Source organism: Streptomyces sp. SID5469 (assembly GCF_009862865.1).
Lineage (GTDB): Bacteria > Actinomycetota > Actinomycetes > Streptomycetales > Streptomycetaceae > Streptomyces > Streptomyces avermitilis.
In genome coordinates this window covers 6,304,415-6,328,424 of the sequence record NZ_WWIN01000001.1, presented here as the reverse complement: position 1 = coordinate 6,328,424, position 24,010 = coordinate 6,304,415, and the positions used below count along the sequence as shown (strand labels likewise).

Here is a 24,010-nt window from a genome sequence, read left to right as displayed (position 1 = left end):
AAACACCGCGTTTCGCGTCTTGCGATCAAGCCGGACACCATAGAACCCTGGGCTCCAAGGGACTGCCGATGCACGGCAGTTGGGGGCACGGTCCGGTTGCGACGCGCGATGGGGATGGATGGGGGCCCCATGAGCGGATGCCGAGAGTGGGAATCATGCAACCGGAAGGTCTCGTTTCCATGTCTTTCCCGTGTGGATGACGTGGTGACACCGACCTGCCACTGATCCGTCCGCCACGGTCGAGGGGGACCAAAGCGGGCGAAAGACCGACGAACACGCATCTGACCTTGCGTGTTGGGGGGAATGACTCATGACGTCGACGCCGACGGGCGCCCGACAGAACTTCGATCCGTCAGAGACGACCCAGCTCAGGGTGCCGGGTCACAGATCCGGCAACACGGGCAGCTTCCGCAGAATCAAGAAGAACCTGCCGAGATACGACTACGAGCACTACAGCCGTCTCGCGGGTCCGCTCACCCAGCCCGACCCGCACCAGCCGTACAAGGTGCAGTACCGCACGCTGCTCTCGCAGGAGCCGCACCGCCTGCGCGCCGCGCTCATGCTGGGCGCGGCACCGCTGCTGTCACTGGTCCTGCTCGGCTGGCTGCTCCAGCCCGAACACTGGACCGAACGGGACTATCCCGCCTACGACTTCCTGCCGGCTCTCGACATAGTGATGCTGGTCTCGATCGGTCTGATCGAGTTCTTCCGCTGTATGAACGTGCTGTCGAACGCGCACGCCACCCTGGTCGCCCGCGACCCGATCCCGGTGGTGCCCGAGACCGGCACCAGAGTGGCCTTCCTGACCTCCTTCGTGCCCGGCAAGGAGCCGCTGGAGATGGTGACGAAGACCCTGGAGGCGGCCGTCCGGCTGCGCCACCGGGGCCTTCTGCACATCTGGCTCCTGGACGAGGGCGACGACGCGGAGGTGAAGGCGGTCTGCGAGCGCCTGGGCGTGCACCACTTCTCCCGCAAGGGCGTCGCCAAGTGGAACCAGGCCAAGGGTCCGCACCGCGCCAAGACCAAGCACGGCAACTACAACGCCTGGCTGGAAGCCCACGGCGACGACTACGACTACTTCGCCTCGGTCGACACCGACCATGTGCCGCTGCCCAACTATCTGGAGCGGATGCTCGGCTTCTTCCGTGACCCGGACGTCGGCTTCGTCATCGGCCCGCAGGTGTACGGCAACTACGACAACCCGATCACCAAGGCCGCCGAGTCCCAGCAGTTCCTCTTCCACGCCCTGATCCAGCGGGCCGGCAACGCCTACGGCGCGCCGATGTTCGTGGGCACCTCCAACGCCGTACGCATCAAGGCGCTGAAGCAGATCGGCGGTCTGTACGACTCGATCACCGAGGACATGGCGACCGGCTTCGAGATCCACCGCCACAAGAACCCCGCCACGGGCAAGAAGTGGCGCTCGGTCTACACCCCGGACGTCCTCGCGGTCGGCGAGGGTCCGAACGCCTGGACGGACTTCTTCACCCAGCAGCTGCGCTGGTCCCGGGGCACGTACGAGACGATCCTCAAGCAGTACTGGAAGGGCTTCTACTCGCTGCCGCCGAGCAAGCTCTTCAACTACACCATGATGATCATCTTCTACCCGATGTCGGCCCTCAACTGGATCCTCGCGGCGCTGAGCTGCGCGCTGTTCCTGGGCCTGGGCGCCTCGGGCGTGAACATCGACCCGACGGTCTGGCTGATGCTGTACGGCAACGCGTCCGCGCTGCAGATCGGCCTGTACGTCTGGAACCGCCGGCACAACGTCTCCCCGCACGAGCCCGAGGGCTCCGGCGGTGTGGCGGGCATGATCATGTCGGCGCTCTCCGCGCCGGTCTACGCCCGCTCGCTGATGGACGCCGTGCTGCGGCGCAAGAGCAAGTTCGTGGTGACCCCCAAGGGTGATTCGGCGAGCCCGGACACGCTGTTCGGGACCTTCCGGATCCATCTGTTCTTCATCCTGGTCTTCGCCGGTTCGATCGCCGCCGGCCTGTTCCTCGGCCACGCCCACCCGGCGATGATCACCTGGGCCTCGTTCGCCCTGCTGATCACGGCGTCGCCGATCCTCGCGTGGCGCTGGACGCTGCGGCAGGCGAAGCGGCGGCCGGCCGCCGTGGCCGACCCGGCCGAGCCGCCGGACGCCCCGGTGACACCGCCGCAGCCCGCTCCGGCGCACGCGCGGCCCAAGCCCAGCTGGGCCGCGGACGCGGGGAACGCCACGGGCTCCGCCGGCTCCGCGGACTCCACGGCCGCGGGGAATGACCAGACCATGCAGATCGCCCTTGGGGGACACAAGAAATGAAGGACCAGGCCGGCCGCCGCCGCGCTCGTCGCATCGCGATAAGCGGGGCGGTGGTCCTCGCACTGGCCGGGATGAACGGGCCGTGGCTGTACCGCTTCGGAACGGAGAAATACCACCAGTACACGATCAACAAGCCCGAGTACAAAGCCGCCAACGGCCACTGGGACGTCATCGACTTCCCCGAGGAGTACCGGCTGAACACGATCCACGCCGCGCTCCTGCACACGGGCAAGATCCTGCTGATCGCGGGCTCGGGCAACAACCAGGACAACTTCGACGCGAAGAAGTTCGACACCCGGATCTGGGACCCGGAAAAGCGCACCATCAAGAAGATCCCGACGCCGAAGGACCTCTTCTGCACGGGCCACACACAGCTCGCGAACGGCAATCTGCTCATCGCGGGCGGCACCAAGCGGTACGAGAAGCTGAAGGGTGACGTCACCAGGGCCGGCGGCCTGATGATCGTCCACAACGAGAACCCGGACAAGCCGATCACCCTGCCCGCGGGCACCGCGTTCACCGGCAAGCGGAACGGCAAGACGTTCGTGTCGAAGGACCCGGTGCTCGTACCGCGCGCGAAGAAGGTCTTCGACAAGGCGACGGGCAGGTTCCTGCGCAACGACCCGGGCCTCGGCCGCATCTACGTCGAGGCGCAGCGCAGCGGGCAGAAGTACGAGACCGGCACGCAGGACAACTACCGCATCGGGGGCCTGGCCGGCGCGAGCGCCCGCAACACCTACGGCATCGCCCAGAAGCTCGCCCTCGACAAGAAGGACTTCCAGGGGATCAGGGACGCCTTCGAGTTCGACCCGGTCGCCGAGAAGTACATCAAGGTCGACCCGATGAACGAGGCCCGCTGGTATCCGACGCTGACCACCCTGTCCGACGGCAGGGTCCTCAGCCTCTCCGGCCTGGACGAGATCGGTCAGCTGGTGCCGGGCAAGAACGAGGTGTTCGACCCGAAGACCAAGAAGTGGACGTACACGAAGGGCGTCCGGCAGTTCCCGACGTACCCGGCGATCTCGCTGATGCAGAACGGCGAGCTGTTCTACTCGGGCGCGAACGCCGGATACGGCCCTGACGACGTGGGCCGTGACCCCGGCGTCTGGGACCTGGCGAGCAACAAGTTCACCAAGCTCCCCGGGCTGAGCGACAAGAACATGCTGGAGACGGCCGGGACCGTGCTGCTGCCGCCGGCGCAGGACGAGAAGTACATGGTCGTCGGGGGCGGCGGGGTCGGCGAGTCCAAGCTGTCCAGCAACCGGACGCGGCTCATCGACCTCAAGGCGAAGAACCCGCGCTTCGTGGACGGGCCGACGCTGGAGAAGGGCACGCGCTACCCGCAGTCCTCGATCCTCCCCGACGACACGGTCCTGGTCTCCGGCGGCTCGCAGGACTACCGCGGACGCGGCGACTCGAACATCCTCCAGGCCCGGATCTACGACGCGAAGACGAACGGCTTCAAGCGCGTCGCCGACCCGCTGGTGGGCCGCAACTACCACTCGGGGTCGATCCTGCTGCCCGACGGCCGGGTGATGTTCTTCGGCTCCGACTCGCTGTACGCGGACAAGGCGAACACCAAGCCCGGCGTGTTCGAGCAGCGCATCGAGATCTACACCCCGCCGTACGTCTACCGGGACTCACGGCCCTCCCTCTCGGGCGGCCCGGGGACCCTCGCACGCGGGGCGTCGGGCACGTTCAAGTCGGCGCACGCGTCGTCCATCAAGACGGCGCGCCTGATCCGCCCGAGCGCGTCCACGCACGTCACGGACGTGGACCAGCGGTCGATCGCGCTGGACTTCAAGAAGTCGAAGGACGGCATCACGGTGACCGTCCCGAAGAACCGCAACCTGGTCGAATCCGGCTGGTACATGCTGTTCGTGACGGACGACCAGGGGACCCCGAGCAAGGCCCAGTGGGTGCGGGTTCCCTGACCTCCCGCGCTCATACGTGACTGGGGGCGCCCTCCGCAGCGGAGGGCGCCCCCAGTCACGTACGGGCTTCCCGTCTCGTACGGGCAACCCGTCACGTACGAGCTACCCGTCACCTACTGGCTACTTGGACGCGCGGGCCAGCTTCAGCGCATAGTCGGACCACCACTCGCCCGCCTTCGGGCCGCCCTTGCACGTGCCGTCCGACTCGCCCGGGCGTTTGACCCACACATACGCGTCCACCAGCGGATCGGCCGTCTTCGTGGACGGGGTCTCGCCCAGCGCCCGCCCCGGCGGGTTGCACCAGTTCTCGTCCGCCTTGCCCGCCGTGTACGGCCCGTTGCCGTTGCGGCTCGTGTCGATCACGAAGTGCTTGTCGCCGACCTTCGCCGACAGCTGCTTGCCGTACGCGATGGAGTCCCGCGTCGTGTAGAAGTTGGAGACGTTGACCGCGAAGCCGTCGGCCCGGTCGACGCCCGCCCGCTGGAGCGGCTGGAAGATCTGGTCGGGGTGGCCCCAGCCCGCGTTGCCCGCGTCCAGGTAGACCTTGGTGTTCTTCAGCGCTCCGAGCTTGGCGATCGCGCCCTTGAGCAGGTCGTAGCGCTCCTCGTGGAACTCGTCCGGCGTGCAGCCGTCGACGATGTGCAGCAGCGCGTCCGGCTCCAGGACCACCGTCGTGTTCCGGTCCCCGATGCCCTTGGTCACGCCGTCGATCCAGGCCCGGTACGCGTCGCCGTCCGCGGCGCCGCCCTGCGAGAACTGCCCGCAGTCGCGGTGCGGAATGTTGTAGAGGACGAGGAGCGCGGTGCGGTCCGCCTTCTCCGCGGCCTCCGTGTAACCGCGCGCCTCCGCTTCCGGGTTCTCCGGCCCGATCCACTCCCCCGTCGGCTGCTCCGCTATCTTCCGGATTTGCTCGGCGTCGTCCTTCCTGCCCGCTCTCGCGTAGGTGGCGAGCTGCTCGGCCGCGTTCCCCTCGGGGTTGACCCAGAACGGGTCCGAGCCTTTCGGCCGCTGCGCGATGTCAGCGCCCCCGCCGCCCTTCTTGCTGTTGTCCTCGGGAGCGGAACACCCCGCCAGCAGCAGCGCGGCCCCCGCCAACGCCACGGCCGCCAGTGCCCCGGCCCCCCTCTTCCCGTACATCCAACTCCCCCTTGGGTGTACTGCCCGAAGTCTCAATCCTGACATAGGTGTTGCGTCACCGAAGGCGACAATCAACCCTTGTCGGTGAGCTGTTACAGCCCCGAACGCCCCCTAGGCCGCAGCGCTCATACGTTCTAGAGTGGCCCCCGACAGCCCTGGCCCCCGGCCTGTTCGCGCCATCCGCGACACCTGGATCGACCCCCACACCTCCCGCGCCGACGCCGGGTTACTCCCGCAGCCCGTGCGCGCGCGGTCGAGGACCGGTCCGGTCGGCGGCCCCGGGGGGAGCGGGCCGTCGGCCGGGCCAGGTACGTGTGCGCGAGCCGCTACGGTCCGCTGCCCGTCAGGTAGGCGTTGACCACCACGTTCGCCGTGTAGCCGCCGCTGTCGCGGTCGAAGGAACCGCCGCAGGTGATCATCCGCAGTTCGGCCCGGCCCGGCTTTCTCGGTCCGTAGGCCTGCTGGGCGTCGAAGCGGTCGCGGGCGAGGACCTGTACGTCGTCCACGGTGAACTCGGCGACCCGGCCGTCGTCACGGACCACCCGGACCGCGTCGCCGGGCCGCAGCGTGCTGAGCTTGTAGAAAATGGCGGGCCGGGTCTCGGTGTCGACGTGCCCCACGAAGAGGGCGGTCCCGGCCGCCCCGGGTTTCACCCCGGCCGCGTACCAGCCGACGACTCCCGGCTGGTCGAACGGCGGTGGCTGCACGGCGCCGTGCCCGTCGAGGCCGCGCGCCACCACGGGGGCCTGCACGCCCATCGCCGGGATGTCGACGCGCTGCGGCAGCGCCTCCCCGAGCGGTTCGGCGGAGTGCGGCAGTTCCACTTCGAGCGGCCGCCCGACCGCCGCCACGTCCCCGGTGGTCCGCGCGGACATCCCCGGCGGTACGTCGGTCACCTGCCGGCCCCACAGCCACAGTCCGAGCAGCAGCACCGCCCAGGAGATGCCCATCAGCAGACGACCGTTACCGGAGGAACGCTCCCGGTCGGACATGTCACTCACCGCTTCCGGCCGTACGGCCGTACGGCCGCGTCATCTCGGTCATGGCGTTCAGCCCGTTTCGCTCTGTCCGTTCCGCTCCCTGTTCCGGTCAGCCCGGCCCGCTCCGGTCAGTTCGTTCCGCGGTTCCGGCGGGCGGCGCCGCGTACCGCGCACGCGGCGATGCCCGCGAGGGCGAGGCCGACGAGGACGTTCCCGGCGCCGGTCTCCCGGGCTTTCTCGGACGCGAGGTGTGCCGTGCCGCCGCCGCCCGCGTTCACGGGCGCGACCGGAGAGGCGGGCGCGGCCGAGGAGAGGGGCGCGACAGAGGAGAGGGGCTCGACAGGAGAGAGGGGCGCCGCGGGGGAAGGGGGCACGGCCGAGGAGAGGGGCGCGGCCGGGGAAAGGGGCGCCGTCGGGGCCTCGGCGGGGGTCGCCGGGGACGCCCCGGCGACGGTGAGCGCGGCCCTGACCTTGTCGTCACGGCCGTCGCAGCTGATCAGGACGTCGTAGCTGCCGGGCGCCAGCAGCGTACGGACCCGGCTCTCGCCGACGAGGACGCCGTCCTTGCCGACGAGTGGCGTGTCCGCCACGAACGCGTCCGATGCCGCCGTGCCGGTCCTGCCGTCGCAGCCCCGCGCCGCGAGCCTGATGTCGCTGCCCGGGGCGGGGGACGCCGGGGACACGCCGACGCCCGTCGAGGCCGCCGCGTACGACGTGGGGGTGAGAGCGGCCGCGACGACCGCGCCCGTACAGACAGTGAGTCGCAATGAACCCATCGTGAACCTCCAGATACCTGGAGACTCCTCCTCGGGGCGCGGTCCCGCATCCGCAGAGCGGGGCCGACTGCTCCGTACGGGTGCTTCGGGTTTCAGACCGGGCCCTCGCGTTGCGAACCCGGCGTTCAGGGTTTCCGATCCATCAGATCCACCAGATCCACCAGATCCACCAGATCAATGAGATCCATGAGCTCCATGAGATCCATCAGATCCAGTCGACGAGGTCCGCGATGGAGTCGACGACCTTCGAGGGCCGGTACGGGTAGTTTTCGACCTGGTCGGGTCCCGTCAGGCCCGTGAGCACCAGGAACGTCTGCATCCCGGCCTCCATCCCGGCCAGCACGTCGGTGTCCATGCGGTCGCCGATCATCGCGCTGGTCTCGGAGTGCGCCCCCAGGGTGTTCAGGCCGGTGCGCATCATCAGCGGGTTCGGCTTGCCCGCGAAGTACGGCTTCTTGCCGGTCGCCTTGGTGATCAGGGCCGCGACGGCGCCCGTGGCGGGCAGCGGGCCCTCGGCGGACGGCCCGGTCTCGTCGGGGTTGGTACAGATGAAGCGGGCCCCCTTGTTGATCAGCCGGACGGCCTGGGTCATCGCCTCGAAGGAGTACGTGCGGGTCTCGCCGAGCACCACGTAGTCCGGCTCGTGGTCGGTCAGCACGTACCCGATGTCGTGCAGCGCCGTGGTCAGGCCGGCCTCGCCGATGACGTACGCCGTGCCGTCGGGCCGCTGGTCGCCGAGGAACTGGGCGGTGGCGAGCGCCGAGGTCCAGATGTTCTCGACCGGCACGTCCAGGCCCATGCGCCGCAGGCGGGCGTGCAGGTCGCGCGGGGTGTAGATCGAGTTGTTGGTGAGGACGAGGAAGGGCTTGCCGGACTCGCGCAGCTTCTTTATGAAGGCGTCCGCGCCGGGGATCGGGACGCCCTCGTGGATGAGCACACCGTCCATGTCGGTGAGCCATGACTCGATGGGCTTGCGCTCTGCCATGTGCGATCTCCTGCCGTACGCGGTGGCTGCGTGAGTCCCAGCAGCGTCGACGTCCAGCGTAGCGATCAGGGTGGGGGACGGTCGGCGGCGGTCGGCGGCGGTCAGCGGCGGTTGCGGTGGAGCAGTGGGCCGGCCGCGGCCAGCAGGACGCCGCCCACGACCAGCAGCAGGGTTCCGAACACCGCCCCGAGCCCGTGCGGTGCCCGCGGCCCCGTCCGGGCCAGCTCCTCGGCCCCGTCCTCCCGCGGCAGCGGGGACCCCGTCGGCGCGGGGGAGGCGCTGCCGTCACCGGCGTTGCTGTCGTCACTGCTCGTGTCGCCGTCACCGCTCGTGTTGCCGTCACCGCTCAGGTTGCCGTCACCGTTCTCGGTGCCGTCACCGCTCCCGGTGCCGTCGCCGTTGCCCTCGCTCGCGTTGCCCTCGCTCTCATTGCCGTCGCTCGCGTTGCCGTCGCCGTTGCCGGCGTCGACGACGACCTGGAACCGGTAGTCGTTCGACTGCCCCACCCAGTCCCCGTCGGCGCCCCGCCGCTGCACGATCGCCGCGTTCGCCACCACGGCGTCGGGCACGGTGCCCGCGGCGACCGTGAGCCGCACCTTGACCGTGAGCGTCCGTCCCGGCGCGACCGTGAAACCGGGGAAACCGTCGTCGAAGACCCCGACCAGCTCGTCCTGGTCGGTGCGCTCGAAGGTGACGGGGTGCGGGCGGGCCCCTTCGAAGAACTCCAGCCGGGGCTGAGTGACGGTCAGCACGCGCTTCTCGTCGACGAGTACGACGACGGGGTGGATGTTCCCGCACGGGTGGGCGGTGGTGTTCTTGAGGTCGATGAACCAGGTGCCCTCGGCGCCACCGGCCTCGTAGGAGCCGGGGCCGCCGTGAATGCGGGTGGCGAGGGGGAAGGCGCCGACGACGGGGGTGGTGCAGGTGGGGCTACGGTCCGCCGGGAGGGGGACCGCCAGGCTGGTGGCCACCGGGCTGGAGGCCACCGGGTTGGTGACCGCCGGGCTGAAGGGCGCCGGGCTGGAGACCGCCGATACGAGGGCAGCCGGTCTGGGGCCAGCTGATGCGAGGGCAGTCGATCTGCGGGCAGCCGATTCGTGGGCAGCCGATTCGGGGTCCACGGATACGGGGTCCACGGATACGCGGTCCACGGATACGGGGACCGCCGGGAGAGCGGCTGCCGGGGTGGGCGCCTGCGCGAGGAGGGCTGCGGCGGCGAGGGCGAGTGGCAGAGACGAAAGCGTGCGCAGTCGCATGAACATATGAACTGCCATATGCATCGGACCCCGGCTCCGGGGCCTCGCCACGCCCTGCACCCCCCTTCCGATGTCCGAATTCCCCCCGGTCAGCCGAACAACTCGCCTTCTTCCGGCCGCCCTCCGTTACCCGTCCGCCCGCCCGAACAGCGGCGCGAGCAGCAGCTGGGCCGCTCCCTCGGCGACCCCGCGCTCCCCGCCCGGCGCGATGCGTACCGGAACGGCCGCGGTCGTGCCCTCACGGCGGGCGCGTTCGTCGAGAACGGCGCCGACCCCGCGGACGAACGCCTTGGGGTGGGCGGCGACGGTACGCCCGCCGAGCAGTACCAGGTCGATGTCGAGCAGTCCGGCCAGATTCGCGGCGCCCGCGCCGAGGACCCGCGCGGCCTCGTCGACGGCACCGCGGGCCACGGCGGCCAGGCACAGCGCCTCGATGCAGCCGCGGTTGCCGCAGCCGCACGGCGGTCCGTCCAGCTGGATGACCTGATGCCCGAACTCCCCCGCCCCGGTCCTGGCCCCCCGGTGCACGGCCCCACCGATGACGAGCCCGGCACCGAGCCCGGTCCCGAGGTGCAGGTAGGCGAAGGACGCGGAGGAACTCGCGGGCCCCGAGGATTCGGCGGAACCCCACGGCGGGGCGTACACCCCGTTCACCCCGTACGCCCCGTAGGCCTCGTGATCGCCCTCGACCACCCCGCCCACAGCCAGCCCCAGCGCCGCCGCGTTCGTGTCCTTGTCCATGACCACGGGCACCCCCAGCCGCCGGGCCAGCGCCTCCCGCAGCGGAAACCCGTCCCACTCGGGGAACCCGGTGACCCGGTGCAGCACTCCGTGCACGTGGTCGAGCGGTCCGGGCAGCGCGACGCCGACACCGAGCACCGAGACCGAGCCCCCGGCCGCCAGCAGCGCCTCCACCTCCCGCGCCGCCCCTTCCACCAGGGTCTCGGCGCCCGCCCCCAGGTCCAGCGGCGCCCGGCGCTCCGCGACCACCGCACCCGTCAGATCGCAGAGCAGCGCCCGCAGCTCGTCCCGGTCCAGATGCAGCCCCACCGCGTGTCCGGCGCCGGGCACCAGGCACAGCACGGTTCGCGGCTTGCCGCCCGTCGAGGCGCGGCGGCCCGCCTCCGCCACCAGACCGTCCGCCCGCAGCCGGGCGGTGATCTTGCTGACGGCCTGCGGGGTCAGCCCGGTCCGCTCGGCGAGTTCGAGGCGGCTGATGCCGGCCGGCCCGGCGGTGCGCAGCAGATCGAGCACCAGCGCCGCGTTGTGCCCGCGCAGCCCCAGCAGATTGACGCCCGCCTTCACACCCGACTTCGCACCCGGCTTCACCCCGGCCCCCGTCTCCGACGCCACTGCGGGCCTCGCGCCCGCCGTCCCACCCGACTCCTCGTTGCTCCTGTTCACGTAGGCCATTCTCCCCCGCGCTTGCACTTTGGCAACAGCGTTGCGAAAGTAGAACCATGAGTGGATCCATGACTGGCACAGCTTCCGGCTCCGGCACCCCCCTCCGCGTGGCCCTGGTCGGCTACGGGCTCGCGGGCTCCGTCTTCCATGCCCCGCTGATCGCCGCCACCGAGGGCCTCGCGCTCGACACGGTGGTCACGACCAGCCCGGAGCGGCAGGAGCAGGCCCGCGCCGAGTTCGGCGACAGCCTCAGGTTCGCCGCGACCCCCGACGACCTCTGGTCCCGCGCCGACGAGCTGGACCTGGTCGTCATCGCGTCCCCGAACAAGACGCACGTCCCGATCGCGACCGCCGCCCTCAAGGCCGGCCTCCCCGTCGTCGTGGACAAGCCCATCGCGGGCACGGCGGCCGAGGCACGCGAGCTGGCCGCCCTCGCCGACGAACGCGGCCTGCTGCTCTCCGTCTTCCAGAACCGCCGCTGGGACAACGACTTCCTGACCCTCCGCAAGCTGCTCGAGGAGGGCGAGCTCGGCGACGCCTGGCGCTTCGAGTCCCGTTTCGAGCGCTGGCGCCCGCAGCCCAAGGGCGGCTGGCGTGAGTCCGGCGACCCGGCAGAGATCGGAGGTCTGCTCTACGACCTCGGCAGCCACCTCGTCGACCAGGCGCTGGCCCTCTTCGGCCCCGCCGCCTCGGTGTACGCCGAGTCGGACGTCCGCCGCCCCGGCGCGGAGACCGACGACGACACGTTCATCGCGGTCACGCACACGAACGGCGTCCGCTCCCACCTCTACGCCTCCGCGACCGCGGCCCAGCTCGGCCCGCGCTTCCGGGTGCTCGGCTCACAGGCCGGTTACGTGAAGTACGGCCTCGACCCGCAGGAGGCCGCCCTGCGTGAGGGCGATCGGCCCACGGGTGACGGGGACTGGGGCGTCGAGCCCGAGTCGCTGTGGGGCCGCGTCGGCGCCGGCGAGTCCCCGCTGAGCGGCGGCGGCACCCCCGTACCCACGCTGCCGGGCGCGTACCCCGCCTTCTACGACGCCGTGGCGAAGGCGCTGCGCGAGGACGGCCCCAACCCGGTGACCGCGTACGAGGCCGCGGACGCCCTGGACGTCCTGGAGGCGGCCCGCCGCTCCGCCCGCGACGGCGAGACCGTGATCGTGTGACCAAGGAGACCGACGAGACCGAGGAGGCCCAGGTGACTGAGGAAATGCAGATGACCGAGGTGACCGAGGTGACCGAGGCGGCCAAGCCCCCGACGATCCCCGAACTCGAAGCCCAGGAGCGCCGTTTGACGCTCCCGCACTTCACATACGACGACGCGTGGGCATTCGGCAACCTGCTGGTGGAGCTGGCACGGCGGCGCTGCGCCCCCGTGGCCGTCGACATCCGCCGCGGCGGACAGCAGCTCTTCCACGCGGCACTGCCCGGCTCGACCCCGGACAACGACGCCTGGATCGACCGCAAACGCCGCGTCGTCGAGCGCTACGGCAGTTCGTCCTACCTCGTCGGCTGCCGCTTCCGCGCCAAGGGCACGACGTTCGAGGAATCCTCGCGCCTGGACCCGGACAAGTACGCGGCGCACGGCGGCGCGTTCCCGATCACGGTGGAGGGCGCGGGCGTCGTCGGCACGGTGGTGGTCTCCGGACTCCCGCAGGTGGAAGACCACGCACTGGTGGTGGAGGCCCTGGAGCAGTTCATGACCAGGCCCTGGAGCAGTTCCTGAACACCCGACGGAACAGACCCCCGCACCCTGTCAGGGGCGCGGGGGTCTGTTTTTTCAGGGGCGCGGGGAACTGCGCGATCAGCCACACACAACCCGCGGCTCACGAACCCTCCGCAGCCCCCGCCCCCACCCCCGCCCCTGCCTCACCCAGCGGAGCGCCTACGCATCCTTGAACTCCTGCCGCTGACGCCCGAGCCCCTCGATCTCCAGCTCGACCACGTCACCCGCCCGCAGGTACGGCTTCGGCTCGGGCCGTCCCATCGCGACCCCGGCCGGCGTACCGGTGTTGATGACGTCACCCGGGTACAGGGTCATGAACTGGCTGACGTACCGCACCACTTCGGCGACCGGGAAGATCTGCTCGGCCGTCGTGCCGTCCTGCTTCAGCTCGCCGTTGACCCAGAGCCTGAGCGCGAGGTCCTGCGGGTCGGGGACCTCGTCCGCCGTCACGAGCCAGGGGCCCAGCGGGTTGAACGTCTCGCAGTTCTTGCCCTTGTCCCAGGTACCGCCGCGCTCGATCTGGAACGCGCGCTCGGAGACGTCGTGCGCCACCGCGTACCCGGCGACATGCGCGAGCGCCTCCTCGTGCGACTCCAGGTAGCGGGCCGTACGTCCGATGACGACCGCGAGTTCGACCTCCCAGTCGGTCTTGGCCGACCCGCGCGGCACGAGCACCGTGTCCTGCGGGCCGACCACCGTGTCCGCCGCCTTGAAGAAGATCACCGGCTCGGTGGGCGGCTCGGCGCCGGTCTCGCGGGCGTGGTCGTGGTAGTTCAGACCGATGCAGACGACCTTGCCGATCCGGGCGAGCGGCGGTCCGACGCGCAGCCCGGCCGCGTCCAGCGCGGGCAGCTCACCGGCCTGTGCGGCGGACCGGATCCGGCCGAGCGCCGCGTCGTCGGCGAGCAGCGCACCGTCGATGTCCGGGACGATGCCCGACAGGTCCCGCAGGGTCCCCTCGGCGTCGAGCAGCGCGGGCCGCTCCGCCCCGGCCGTACCGACTCGCAGCAGCTTCATGATCACAATCTCCCTCGATCGCGGCAGCCCGGTCCGATGGGTGCAGCCATCGGAGGACTGGTCGATCCTCCAAGGCCGACGTGCACTCCGCAATACCTTGTTCACGGACTGGACTCAGGAGGACCGCTTCAGGAGAACCGCTTCAGGAGGACCGCTCCGGTACCGGGTACAGCGCCGCCCGCTCGACCGCGCTCCACGTCGTGCTGGTCACCACGTACAGCGCGGCGGCCAGCGGCACGAACGCCACGGTGAAGAGCGTGAAGAAGGACATCAGCGGCATGAACCTGTTGATCGCGCCCAGCCCCGGCACCTGCTGCTCGCCGTCGCCCACCGGGAGCGGGTTCGCCGCCATCGTCCGCTTCGTACGGCGGTAGTTGAAGGTCGCGACCGCCGCGACGATCGCGAAGAGGCCGAGGTAGACCAGCCCCTGCGTCCCGAACGGCCCGCCGTCGCCCAGCGCGTCCGCCCAGCGGTCGCCGAGGGGCGCGGTGAACAGGGTGTGGGTCAGCAGTTCGTTGCCTTCGCCGCCGATCGTCGTGTTCGAGAACAGGTGGTAGAGGAGGAAGAAGGCGGGGAGCTGGAAGAGCCCGGGCAGACACCCGGACAGCGGCGAGACCTTCTCCTCGGCATGCAGTTCCAGCAGCGCCTTCTGGAGCTTCTCGGGGTTCTTGCCGTGCTTCTTGCGCAGCTCCGCGACCTGCGGCTGGAGCCTCGCCCGCGCCCGCTGCCCACGCGCCGACGCCCGGGACAGCGGGTGCACCAGGAGCCGTACGAGCGCGGTGAACAGGACGATCGCGGCCGCCGCGGCGGAGGCGTGGAACAGCGGCTGGAGCACGTCGGCGAGTTGCTCGACCAAGCCGGCGAAAACGGACATGACAGTGGACATGAAGGTGAACATGGGTGAGCCCTCCGGGGGCCTCGTCGTGCCGGGGATACGCATGGCGGCATGACGACCCGCGCGGGGTCACCGGAGATTCAGGGGATCCCTACGCGGCCGTCAGGAGGGCGTGTCCGGGCGCTCGGGGGCGCGTACGCCCCGATGCGTCGGGATCGCGTTGGGGCAGGAACGCCGTGCGCTGCTCGCGGTCGCGGATGGCCGTCCGTACGCGCGTACGCGGGACGGCGGGCGCGCAGCGCGCGGCGATCAGCGCGCAGGCGGCGAGCGCGGAGCCGGCCGCGGCGGTCGCGGCGAAGGCGACGGCGGCGGAGAGACTGCCGGCGTCGAGGACGGCCAGCTCGAGGAGGAGCACGAGCAGCACGGCGGCGGGGCGCATGGCGACCCAGGTCCGGATCATGAACTGCCCCTCCCCTCCTGCTCGCACATCCTTTTGAGGCTCCCTGCCGTTTATACAGGATCCGCGGCAGAGGATCCGCTCCACCCGGTCGTCGTCTCCGCCGGCGCTGTCGGCGCCGGCGGCAGCGGCGTTCAGCGTGGCGGGGCTTCGGGAGCCCGAGGACGACGGGGTCCAGCCGGTTCACGAGCGGGACTTAGCGAGGAGCCCGAGGACGCATGGAGGCGAGCTTGCCCCACACCACCAGGCGGTAGCGGGAGGTGAACTCGGGGGTACAGGTGGTGAGCGTGAGGTAGTAGCCGGGGCTGCGGTAGCCGTACGCGGGCCGGACGGTGCTGCGGGGCACCCGCGCGATGACGCCCCCGTCGCTCGCCGAGGTCTGCGGGAGGGTCCGGTCGACGACGTACGTGTAGGTGGCCGTCCTGGTCTCCACCTCGACGGTGTCACCGCGGCGGAGCCGGTTGAGATACCGGAAGGGCTCGCCGTGGGTGTTGCGGTGCCCGGCGAGGGCGAAGTTCCCGGCCCGGCCCGGCTGCGCCGTCTTCGGGTAGTGGCCGACGTACCCGTGGTTGAGCACGCTCGCCTTGCCGATGCCTTCGGCGACGGGGACCCGGAGGGAGAGGCGGGGGATGGTGAGGACGGCGTACGCCTGGGAGGGACGGGGCTGGGGGGCCGGGGTCGCGTGGGCCGCGTTTCCGTCCCGGGACGGGCCGGCGCTCGCGGACCCGTCGCCCCCGTCGCCCCCGTCGCGCCCGGACCTGTCGCCGTCCGCCGCCGCCGTGCTCGCGGACTCCGGTGCCGACGGACTGCCCCACTCCCGCTCCAGCGCCCGCACCCCGCGCTCGGCGTCCCGCTGGGCCTGCCGGTTGGTCCACCACAACTGGTGGACGACGAGGAGCAGGAGGACGACCCCTACGGTGACGAGGAGTTCCCCGCCGGTCCAGAGCGTGCGCCGGCGGAGGTCACGTCGCCGCCGAGTGCGCTGCTGCACCACCGGCACACCGGGAGCCCGCATGCGTACGCCTCCTTCACCGGGCCCGCACGATAAGGGCTGCCCCTTCAAGTCACCAGCCCCGTACGCCTCCGCACCCCCCATGTCTTCGTCGACGGGCTCTTCATACACAGGTTAGGGAAAGGGCTGTCACAACCCTCGACAACCTCACCCGGCACACCCGATGCTTCGTCATGCCCACGACGAATCCAGGCTTCGATCTCACGGGATTCAGGACGGACTCAGCACGGACCCAGCACGGACCCAGCACGGATTCAGGACGGATTCAGGACGGAGAGGTCATGATCCGACGCAGGACACTGCTGGCCGCGGCCGGCGGTACGTTCCTCGGCAGCGCACTGGCGACAGGCACCGCACGGGCCGACGCGACGATCGCCGTCAACCCCTCGACGACGTACGGGAAGTGGGAGGGCTGGGGCACGTCGCTGGCGTGGTGGGCGAACGTCTTCGGGGCGCGGGACGACTTCGCCGACCTCTTCTTCACCACCAAGTCGGTCACGTACAACGGCAGGACGCTCCCGGGCCTCGGCCTGAACATCGCCCGCTACAACCTGGGCGCGTGCAGCTGGAACAGCGTGAGCGGCGAAAGCATGGTCGCCTCCGCCAACATCCCGGCCTTCAAGCAGATCGAGGGCTACTGGCAGGACTGGAACAACGAGGACCCGACGTCCTCGGCCTGGAAGTGGACGGCGGACGCGGCGCAACGCACCATGCTGGTCAAGGCGACGGCGCGGGGCGCGACCACCGAACTGTTCGCGAACTCCCCGATGTGGTGGATGTGCCTGAACCACAACCCGTCGGGCGCGTCCGGCGGCGGCAACAACCTCCAGTCCTGGAACTACCGCCAGCACGCCTCGCACCTGGCCGCCGTGGCCCTGTACGCGAAGTCGAACTGGGGCGTGAACTTCGCGACGGTCGACCCCTTCAACGAACCCTCCTCCAGTTGGTGGACGGCGACCGGCACCCAGGAGGGCTGCCACATGGACGCGTCGGTCCAGGCGGCCGTACTCCCGTATCTGCGCAGCGAGTTGGACAGGCGGGGCCTGACGGGTACGAAGATCTCGGCATCGGACGAGACGAGCTACGACCTGGCCCGCACGACCTGGGGTTCGTTCGGCTCGTCGACGAAGGCGCTGGTCAACCGGGTCAACGTGCACGGTTACCAGGGCTCGGGCGGCCGCCGCGACCTCCTGTACACGGACGTGGTGACGACGGCGGGCAAGGCCCTGTGGAACTCGGAGACGGGCGACAGCGACGGGACCGGCCTGACCCTGGCGAGCAACCTGTGCCTGGACTTCCGCTGGCTGCACCCGACGGCCTGGGTCTACTGGCAGGTGATGGACCCCAGCTCCGGCTGGGCGATGATCGCGTACGACGCGAGCACGCTCCAGCCGGGCGCGGTGCAGACGAAGTACTACGTGATGGCCCAGTTCAGCCGCCACATCCGCGCCGGGATGACGATCGTCGACACGGGGGTCGGCTACGCGGCGGCGGCGTACGACGCGACGGCCAGACGCCTGGTGATCGTGGCCGTGAACACCTCGACGTCGGCCCAGACCCTGACCTTCGACCTCTCCCGCTTCAGCACGGTGACGGGCGGCACGGGCGGCCTGGTCCGCCGCTGGAACACGGTCACGGGCGGCGGTGGCGACCTCTACGCCGCGCACTCGGACACCTACCTGAGCGGAAAGTCACTGAGCGTGCCGTTCGCGGCGGGCGCGGTGCAGACGCTGGAGGTGGACGGAGTGACGGTATGACCGGTGGCCCCGCCGGCCCGGAGTGACGGTACGACCCACGGTCACGCCGCTCCGGAGTGACGGTGCGACCCGTGAGCCCGCCCGGCACGAGTGACGGTGCGCTCCCTGGCCCCGCCGGAGCCGGTGTGAAGGCGTGCCCCCGTGGCCCCACTGGCCTGCACTTCTCTCTTCTTCCCGGGCCGACGGCAGTACGGTGTCAACCATGCGCCCCGACACGCCTGCCGAGAACGTCGACCACCACGCCGAAGCGGCACGCCTGGAGCGGACCGCCGGCCTGTATCCCGAGGACGCGGAACACCTGCTGTTGCAGGCCGCGGCCCATCTGGAACTGGCCGGCCACCGCCCACGCGCCACGTCGCTGTACGACAGCCTGCTCTCCTCTTCCACACCCCTGGAGAACCCCCACCTGGTACGAGCCCTGAAGGCGTCGAACCTGTGGGAGTACGGCCACGAGGCCGAGGCGCGAGCGATCATCGACGGAATCCGCGCCGCGTCCCCGCGGGACCCGGCCCCGTGGGTGATCGTGGCCGAGGCGCTGGAGCAGCACGACGAGCTGGAGGCGGCGCAAGAAACGTTCACGCAGGGGGTGACCCTCCTGCTGACGGACGTACCGGAACCCCCGTACTCGACCCTCCCCCTCCTCTTCGGCCGCCACCGGGTCCGCCGCATGCTGGGCGCACCGCACGACGAGTGGGACACCCGGGCGGACACGCTCAACTCGTCCTCGGTCTCCCTGGACGAACTCCACGACCCGAAGCGGATCTGGTCCCTGGGCTCGAACAACCCGGCGGAACTGGAGGCGGAGATCAGCCGCCTCCGAGCGGAACTGGGCGTGTACCGGGAGGCCCTCTCCCGCCCGTTCCCGGTGGCCGTCCTGCACTGGCCGGCCCAGGAACTCACGGAACTGCTGGCGGCGTTCCCGTCCCTGTCCGCCGAGTACCCGTCCCACGAGCAGCACCTCGCGACGATAGAAGCGTCCCTGAGGGAACTGTCCGCCTCCGGCACCCCGAACCTGGGCATCGTCACGGGCACGGTCCCGTCGTACGAGGCGTTCGCGGCCTCGGAGGCCTCGTCCCCGGCAGACGGCTCACTCCTACCGCAGTACGCGACGACACTGGCGGCGCGCGGACTGGCAGTGGCTTGGCCGCCGCAGCGGACGGGTGAGTGTTGGTGTGGGTCTGGGCGGGTTTATGGGGAGTGTCACGGGGCGGAGTAGAGAACCCGCTCCGACCCCGTGCCCCTCAGCCGGCCGCGACCCCAGCCCTACTCCTGGCTGGGGTCACCCTTCTCCAGCCACCACTCGCGGTGATAGCGGACGTAGTCCAAGTGGACGTGGTGCTCTTTCTTCCTCTTGAGCTTTGACAGAACGTTTCCGCCGAGCTCCCCGGCACGCACGATGATCGACCAGTCGTCTTCGATGATGATGGCCCCGATATCAAGGCGCACATGGCAGTTGGGGCAGAGGCAGAGGACGTTGGGCTCCACGTCAGGGCCACAGTGCGGCTTGCCAAGGGGTCGGATATGAGCGCCCTCGCTATACGGCCGCCCGTCCGGACCCACCAATCGCAGACCGCACGCCTGGCACTCCCCGCCATAGAGGTCCTTGACGTTCCTTGACACCGCAGCGTCACGCACCAGTCGCTGGATCCGCGCAGCACGTGTCTTGGGGAACTTCTCCCCTTGTGAGGACTCTTCCTCCGATTCCTCCTCGGACTCGCCTTCAGCCGCTTCCAGTTGCTCTTGCGGCAGGTCCAGCTCTTCCTGCTCGTCCAACAAGTCGGCGATCTGTTGCTCCACCGAGGTCGGGTCTTGAAGCTCATCAGGGAGCCGCCTCAGATCAAACTGACATATCTCGATGGGCGTGCCATCCGGCGCCGGCCACTTCGATAGCGCCGTACGAATTTCCGTAATCTCGTACAATCCGTCATATCGATAGCAATCGATCGGGGAGTATCGCGAATCCCCTTTCCAGCCACGAATAACACGAATGGGGTGTCGGCGCTCATAGCTCCGCTTAAGTGCAGCATTGTCTTGATACGTCCAAGATTGGCTACAGCGGAGCTTCGGAACGCCCCCATCCTTGTACTTTTCCTTGTCGGGCGACGCTCCCGTGTACCGCACCCAAGACCAGTCGTCCTTGTCGTCGTCGTAGCCCCCGTGCAGGACGATGGCGTCGGCGACATCGCTGCCATCCTCATCGGCGAGCCACGAGATGCCTCTCATGGTGTCTCGATGCAGATTGTTTCGCTTCACCTGCTTCCGCCTGTGAAACTCCGCCGCCGGGGCGATGCCTTCTATGTGACCGATTCTTCGCTCTCCCACTCAGCCATACTGGAGCGGATCGATCACTCATGTCACTCATTGGTCCAGAGCAGACCGGTTCTCTACCTACTTCCGACCGACTTGCGTCGTAATGACGTTGGATCGACACCCGTGTGTCAGTGGCCCCTGTTACAACTGGTCATAGCCGCATCAGCAATCAGGGGGGCCAGCGTGAGTCAAGCGGGAAATCTGTCGCAGCCTGTCGCGGGGGTGTACGAGGAGCTCATCACCCAGCGCATGCAGGTACAGATGAAGCAGCTGAGTGCGGCTGGTTGGAAGACCATCGACGCCGATGTCAGCGAGGAATCTTCTCCTCATGTGATCGCTCGACACCTAAGCCAGGCCATAGCGCAACGACTTGAGCAAGTGCCGCACGACCAACGGGTCGCCCTTGCCAACCAGATCATGGCGTCACTCGCTGCCGACACGGCCGCCCCTCCCTGGCCCAACACCAGCGACGCTGTCGAGCTCATCGCTGACGGACCTCGCCAGCTCCTGGCTGTGGCCGAGCAGGAAGCTCCTGGTGTCTACGCCGTACGACCACTGACACCGCTCTCCGAGACTGCCCTGATCACCAACTCGCCGGAGGATCCCAGTCTTGGAAGCGAGTTGCGCGCTGAACTGGCTACGGCCGACCGGATTGACCTGCTCTGCGCCTTCGTGAAGTGGTACGGCCTGCGCGTGCTGGAAGATTCGCTCCGCGCTGCCAAAGAACGTGGCGTGCCCATCCGTGTCATCACGACCACGTACATCGGCGCCACCGATCGGCATGCCCTTGACCGCCTGGTGCGTGACTTCGGTGCTGAGGTAAAGGTCAACTACGAAATCCGGTCCACGCGGCTGCATGCGAAGGCGTGGCTCTTCCGGCGGAACAGCGGCTTCGACACCGCGTATGTCGGCAGCTCCAACCTTTCCAAGGCCGCATTGCTCGATGGCCTGGAGTGGAACGTACGCCTGTCGTCGGTCGCCACTCCCGCCGTACTCAATAAGTTCGAGGCGACCTTCGATGCGTACTGGAATGACAGTGCGTTTGAGGCATACAACCCTGATGACGACGGTGAGCGGCTCGACCAAGCCCTGTCGCAGGCAGGGGGTACCAGCAGCACGGCGGACCTGAGGATCAACCTGTCCGGCCTTGAGGTACGCCCGTTTCCGCACCAGCGCGACATGCTCGAACGGTTGCGTGTCGAGCGTGAAATCCGCGGCCGGAACCACAACCTCTTGGTCGCGGCCACTGGCACCGGCAAGACGGTCATGGCGGCCCTGGACTATCGGGCCCTGTGCCAGAAACACGACGGCGGCGCCCCGCGGCTGCTCTTCGTGGCGCACCGCAAGGAGATCCTCAATCAGTCGTTGCGCATGTACCAAGAGGTGCTCGACGACGCGTCCTTCGGAGAGCTGCTCTACACAGGCGAGGATCCTCGTCGCTGGCAGCATGTGTTCGCCAGCGTCCAGTCGTTGAACGTCCAGCGGCTGGAGCAGCTCGCTCCCGATCACTTCGACATCATCGTCATCGACGAGTTCCACCACGCTACGGCGGCCACCTACCGGCGGGTCATCAAGCACTTCAAGCCGAAGCAACTGTTGGGCCTTACTGCCACCCCTGAGCGGATGGACGGCCTCAACGTGCAGGACGAGTTCTTTGAAGGGCGCATCGCAGCCGAACTGCGGCTGTGGGAAGCCCTAGAGAACGACCTGCTGTGCCCCTTCCACTACTTCGGCATCCCGGACGGAACTGACCTCACAAGCATTGGATGGAAGCAGGGCGCGTACGCCGATCGCGACCTTGGCAACCTCTATACGGGCAACCATGCGCGCGCTCGCATCGTGGTCAAGCAGATCCAGGACAAGGTCTCCAACCCGGGGGCGATGCGTGCCCTCGGCTTCTGCGTGAACAAGGCTCACGCGCACTTCATGGCTGACTTCTTCCGGGAGGCCGGCTTCCAGGCAGCGGCACTGGACAGCGACTCACCCGCCGGTGTGCGGGCGCAGGCTCTGTCCGACCTGCGCAACGGAAAGCTCCAAGTCATCTTCTCCGTCGACCTGTTCAACGAAGGTCTCGACATACCTGACGTCGACACCTTGCTGCTTCTGCGCCCCACAGGCAGCGCCACGGTCTTCCTACAGCAGCTGGGGCGGGGCCTCCGCCGCACCGAGTCGAAGCCTGTGCTCACCGTCCTCGACTTCATTGGCCAACACAGAGCGGAGTTCCGCTTCGAGGAGCAGTTCCGGGCCTTGACGAACCTCTCCCGCAATCGACTCGTCGACCACATCGAGCACGACTTTCCACAGCTCCCCTCCGGTTGCCAGATCATCTTGGAGGGCAAGTCCAAGGACCTCGTCCTCGACAACATCCGCACCCAGCTGGGCGCGACTGTCAAGACGCTGGTAAAGGAGGTGAAGGACTACGGCACGCCCCGTCTATCGGATTACCTTCGCGAGAGTCGCCGAGAGATCAAGGAGCTCTACAAGAGCGACAACTCCTGGACGACGATTCTCCGCAGGGCAGGCCTGATTGATGCAGCAGCACCGTCTGGCGAGACGGAGCTACTCAAGCGCGTCCACTCGTTTCTCCATGTCGATGACCCAGACCGCGCCCGCGCCTACCTTCGCCTACTCGCGGACGACGCTCCCCCGTACGAGTCGCTCACTCCGACCGAGCAGACGTACGCCGCCATGCTCTTCTTCAACCTCTGGGATAACGCCGGAGGCTTCACCAGCTTCCAGCAGGGTCTTGAATCGTTGCGCGCTCAGCGGGTGTTCCGCGACGAGCTCCGACAGGTGCTGTCGTACGTCATGGAGCAGTCCGACCACTTCCCGATCCCGCTGTCGGGTCCGCACAGCAGCGTCCCTCTGAAGGTCCACAGCTCTTACAACCGATCGGAGATCCTGGCCGCCCTTGGTGTTGCGCGTTTCGGCGGCCAGATGCCTCGGTCGTTTGCGCAAGGAGTCCAATGGGTCGAGGAGATTAAGACAGACGCCCTGTTGATCACCTCGGAGAAGAACGAGAAGGACTTCTCTCCCACCATTCGCTACAAGGATTACGCATTGAGCCCCACGCTCTTCCACTGGGAGTCGCAGAACGCGATCGCCGCGAACTCCCGCACGGGATTGCGCTACCAACAGCACGAGCAACAAGGCAGCCACGTCCTGTTGTTCATGCGCCGCTACAAGAGCACCGATATCGGTAAGTCTCAGCCATGGATGCTTCTAGGCCCGGCAACGTACGTGGAGCACACCGGCAGCAAGCCGATGGCCATCACCTGGCGTCTTCAGCATGAGCTCCCAGCCGACGTGTGGACGTACTCGGCCATTACTCCTGGATGAGCCTCACTCTGCGCCCCCGCCCGGCTCAGCCTCACAGTGCATCTGAGCACGGTCCAACGCCTCATCCACGTCACGGCCATGAGCTTGAAGCCAGCGGAGGACGTCGGCAATGACGTTGATCGCCGTCTCCTCCGCTACGGCCACACCCACCCCTAACGCGCTCGACCCCGTGATGCGCGGCAACTGCGCTGCCCGGTAGAGACCGAGCATCGCTCCTGCTCTTGCCACGCGAACACCCCCACTATGGCCATGCGGCGAGCTCAGGTTGGTGGACAGCTCGCACCAGGTGACCTTGCGGTCGGGTTGGAGTTGGACGCCCCAGCGGTCCGCGACAGCCTCAACGAGAGCCATGCCACGTCCGCCTTCAGAGTCGGCTTCGGCCTGGACGAGGGTCGGCAGGGCACGCGTGTCTGGGTCGTGGACTTCGATGCGCAGGTGGGTGCCGTTCATGGACACGGCGAGCGTTGCAGGGGTGCCGCGGCCGACGTGAGTGATGACGTTCGACACGAGTTCGCTCACGCAGAGTTGAGCCTCGTCGATGAGCTCATACAGGCCCCAGGCCCTCAGGTGTAGCCGCATGACGCGGCGCAGGCCGGCTACTTCCTCAGGTTCAGCCGTGAAGGCCAAGTCCCACGGCTTTCGTGACATACACGCTTCCTGGATCACGAAGACCCCTTCCTCGCATGTCGTCTCCCCTGACTCAGCCTGATCAGCGGAGCGTTACGCACACTCACAGCGAGTTGCGTCACTGGCAGGATGACGGGAACGCATCCCGCCATGCAA

The 24,010-nt window shown here is 68.7% G+C and carries 19 protein-coding genes; 7 read left to right on the top strand and 12 right to left on the bottom strand.

What is annotated here, in order from left to right:
* The first annotated feature begins 310 nt into the window (after positions 1-310).
* Entirely contained in the window at positions 311-2,305 is a 1,995-nt protein-coding gene (locus GTY58_RS27275; RefSeq protein ID WP_010986623.1) for a cellulose synthase catalytic subunit, read from the top strand.
* Positions 2,302-4,239 (top strand): kelch motif-containing protein, encoded by a 1,938-nt coding sequence (locus tag GTY58_RS27270; protein ID WP_010986622.1) that lies wholly within the window; start codon positions 2,302-2,304, stop codon positions 4,237-4,239. Before GTY58_RS27275 ends, GTY58_RS27270 begins: the two co-directional genes overlap by 4 nt.
* 120 nt (positions 4,240-4,359) lie before the next feature.
* Here the strand turns inward: GTY58_RS27270 and GTY58_RS27265 are convergent, their stop codons facing one another.
* The 6 genes from GTY58_RS27265 to GTY58_RS27240 form a co-directional block, all read right to left on the bottom strand.
* A complete protein-coding gene (locus tag GTY58_RS27265; RefSeq protein WP_010986621.1) occupies positions 4,360-5,376 on the bottom strand; it encodes a glycoside hydrolase family 6 protein in 1,017 nt (338 codons plus the stop codon).
* Between the two features lie 326 nt (positions 5,377-5,702).
* Positions 5,703-6,368, bottom strand: coding sequence for a class F sortase (locus tag GTY58_RS27260; RefSeq protein WP_010986620.1), 666 nt, complete (start codon positions 6,366-6,368; stop codon positions 5,703-5,705).
* A 116-nt stretch (positions 6,369-6,484) separates the two neighbouring features.
* Complete coding sequence (locus tag GTY58_RS27255) at positions 6,485-7,132, bottom strand: hypothetical protein (RefSeq protein ID WP_010986619.1); 648 nt, start codon at positions 7,130-7,132, stop codon at positions 6,485-6,487.
* 205 nt (positions 7,133-7,337) lie between these two features.
* The gene (locus GTY58_RS27250; RefSeq protein ID WP_010986618.1) at positions 7,338-8,117 is read right to left on the bottom strand and encodes an HAD-IIA family hydrolase; all 780 of its coding nucleotides are present in this window, start codon (positions 8,115-8,117) and stop codon (positions 7,338-7,340) included.
* A gap of 101 nt (positions 8,118-8,218) precedes the next feature.
* On the bottom strand, positions 8,219-9,088 hold the full coding sequence (locus GTY58_RS27245; protein WP_048894319.1) for a hypothetical protein: 870 nt from the start codon (positions 9,086-9,088) through the stop codon (positions 8,219-8,221).
* A gap of 411 nt (positions 9,089-9,499) precedes the next feature.
* Entirely contained in the window at positions 9,500-10,786 is a 1,287-nt protein-coding gene (locus GTY58_RS27240) for an ROK family transcriptional regulator (protein ID WP_010986616.1), read from the bottom strand.
* A gap of 59 nt (positions 10,787-10,845) precedes the next feature.
* Between GTY58_RS27240 and GTY58_RS27235 the strand changes: the two genes are divergently transcribed.
* A complete protein-coding gene (locus GTY58_RS27235; RefSeq protein WP_010986615.1) occupies positions 10,846-11,940 on the top strand; it encodes a Gfo/Idh/MocA family oxidoreductase in 1,095 nt (364 codons plus the stop codon).
* Positions 11,941-11,990: 50 nt separating this feature from the next.
* Positions 11,991-12,500: a heme-degrading domain-containing protein gene (locus GTY58_RS27230; protein WP_107083048.1), complete on the top strand. Its 510-nt coding sequence runs from the start codon at positions 11,991-11,993 to the stop codon at positions 12,498-12,500.
* Positions 12,501-12,659: 159 nt separating this feature from the next.
* On the opposite strand, the gene GTY58_RS27225 is transcribed toward GTY58_RS27230, so the two are convergent.
* The 4 genes from GTY58_RS27225 to GTY58_RS27210 all read right to left on the bottom strand — a co-directional run bounded on the left by GTY58_RS27225 (position 12,660) and on the right by GTY58_RS27210 (position 15,824).
* Complete coding sequence (locus tag GTY58_RS27225; protein WP_010986613.1) at positions 12,660-13,517, bottom strand: fumarylacetoacetate hydrolase family protein; 858 nt, start codon at positions 13,515-13,517, stop codon at positions 12,660-12,662.
* A gap of 142 nt (positions 13,518-13,659) precedes the next feature.
* The gene (locus GTY58_RS27220; RefSeq protein ID WP_010986612.1) at positions 13,660-14,391 is read right to left on the bottom strand and encodes a YidC/Oxa1 family membrane protein insertase; all 732 of its coding nucleotides are present in this window, start codon (positions 14,389-14,391) and stop codon (positions 13,660-13,662) included.
* Between the two features lie 112 nt (positions 14,392-14,503).
* Entirely contained in the window at positions 14,504-14,812 is a 309-nt protein-coding gene (locus GTY58_RS27215; RefSeq protein WP_037649868.1) for a DUF6412 domain-containing protein, read from the bottom strand.
* Between the two features lie 193 nt (positions 14,813-15,005).
* Complete coding sequence (locus GTY58_RS27210; RefSeq protein WP_010986610.1) at positions 15,006-15,824, bottom strand: class E sortase; 819 nt, start codon at positions 15,822-15,824, stop codon at positions 15,006-15,008.
* Positions 15,825-16,102: 278 nt separating this feature from the next.
* On the opposite strand from GTY58_RS27210, the gene GTY58_RS27205 reads away from it, so the two are divergent.
* Both GTY58_RS27205 and GTY58_RS27200 read left to right on the top strand, forming a co-directional pair.
* Entirely contained in the window at positions 16,103-17,578 is a 1,476-nt protein-coding gene (locus tag GTY58_RS27205; RefSeq protein ID WP_010986609.1) for a glycoside hydrolase, read from the top strand.
* Between the two features lie 202 nt (positions 17,579-17,780).
* Positions 17,781-18,794, top strand: a complete 1,014-nt coding sequence (locus GTY58_RS27200) for an SEC-C domain-containing protein (protein WP_010986608.1) — start codon at positions 17,781-17,783, stop codon at positions 18,792-18,794.
* A 47-nt stretch (positions 18,795-18,841) separates the two neighbouring features.
* On the opposite strand, the gene GTY58_RS41715 is transcribed toward GTY58_RS27200, so the two are convergent.
* Positions 18,842-19,900, bottom strand: a complete 1,059-nt coding sequence (locus tag GTY58_RS41715; protein WP_078234507.1) for a YDG/SRA domain-containing protein — start codon at positions 19,898-19,900, stop codon at positions 18,842-18,844.
* Positions 19,901-20,071: 171 nt separating this feature from the next.
* Here GTY58_RS41715 and GTY58_RS27190 point away from each other — a divergent pair, with 171 nt between their 5' ends.
* Positions 20,072-23,227 (top strand): DEAD/DEAH box helicase, encoded by a 3,156-nt coding sequence (locus GTY58_RS27190; protein ID WP_037649949.1) that lies wholly within the window; start codon positions 20,072-20,074, stop codon positions 23,225-23,227.
* A gap of 3 nt (positions 23,228-23,230) precedes the next feature.
* Here the strand turns inward: GTY58_RS27190 and GTY58_RS27185 are convergent, their stop codons facing one another.
* Positions 23,231-23,875, bottom strand: a complete 645-nt coding sequence (locus GTY58_RS27185) for an ATP-binding protein (RefSeq protein ID WP_037649871.1) — start codon at positions 23,873-23,875, stop codon at positions 23,231-23,233.
* Positions 23,876-24,010 lie beyond the last annotated feature (135 nt).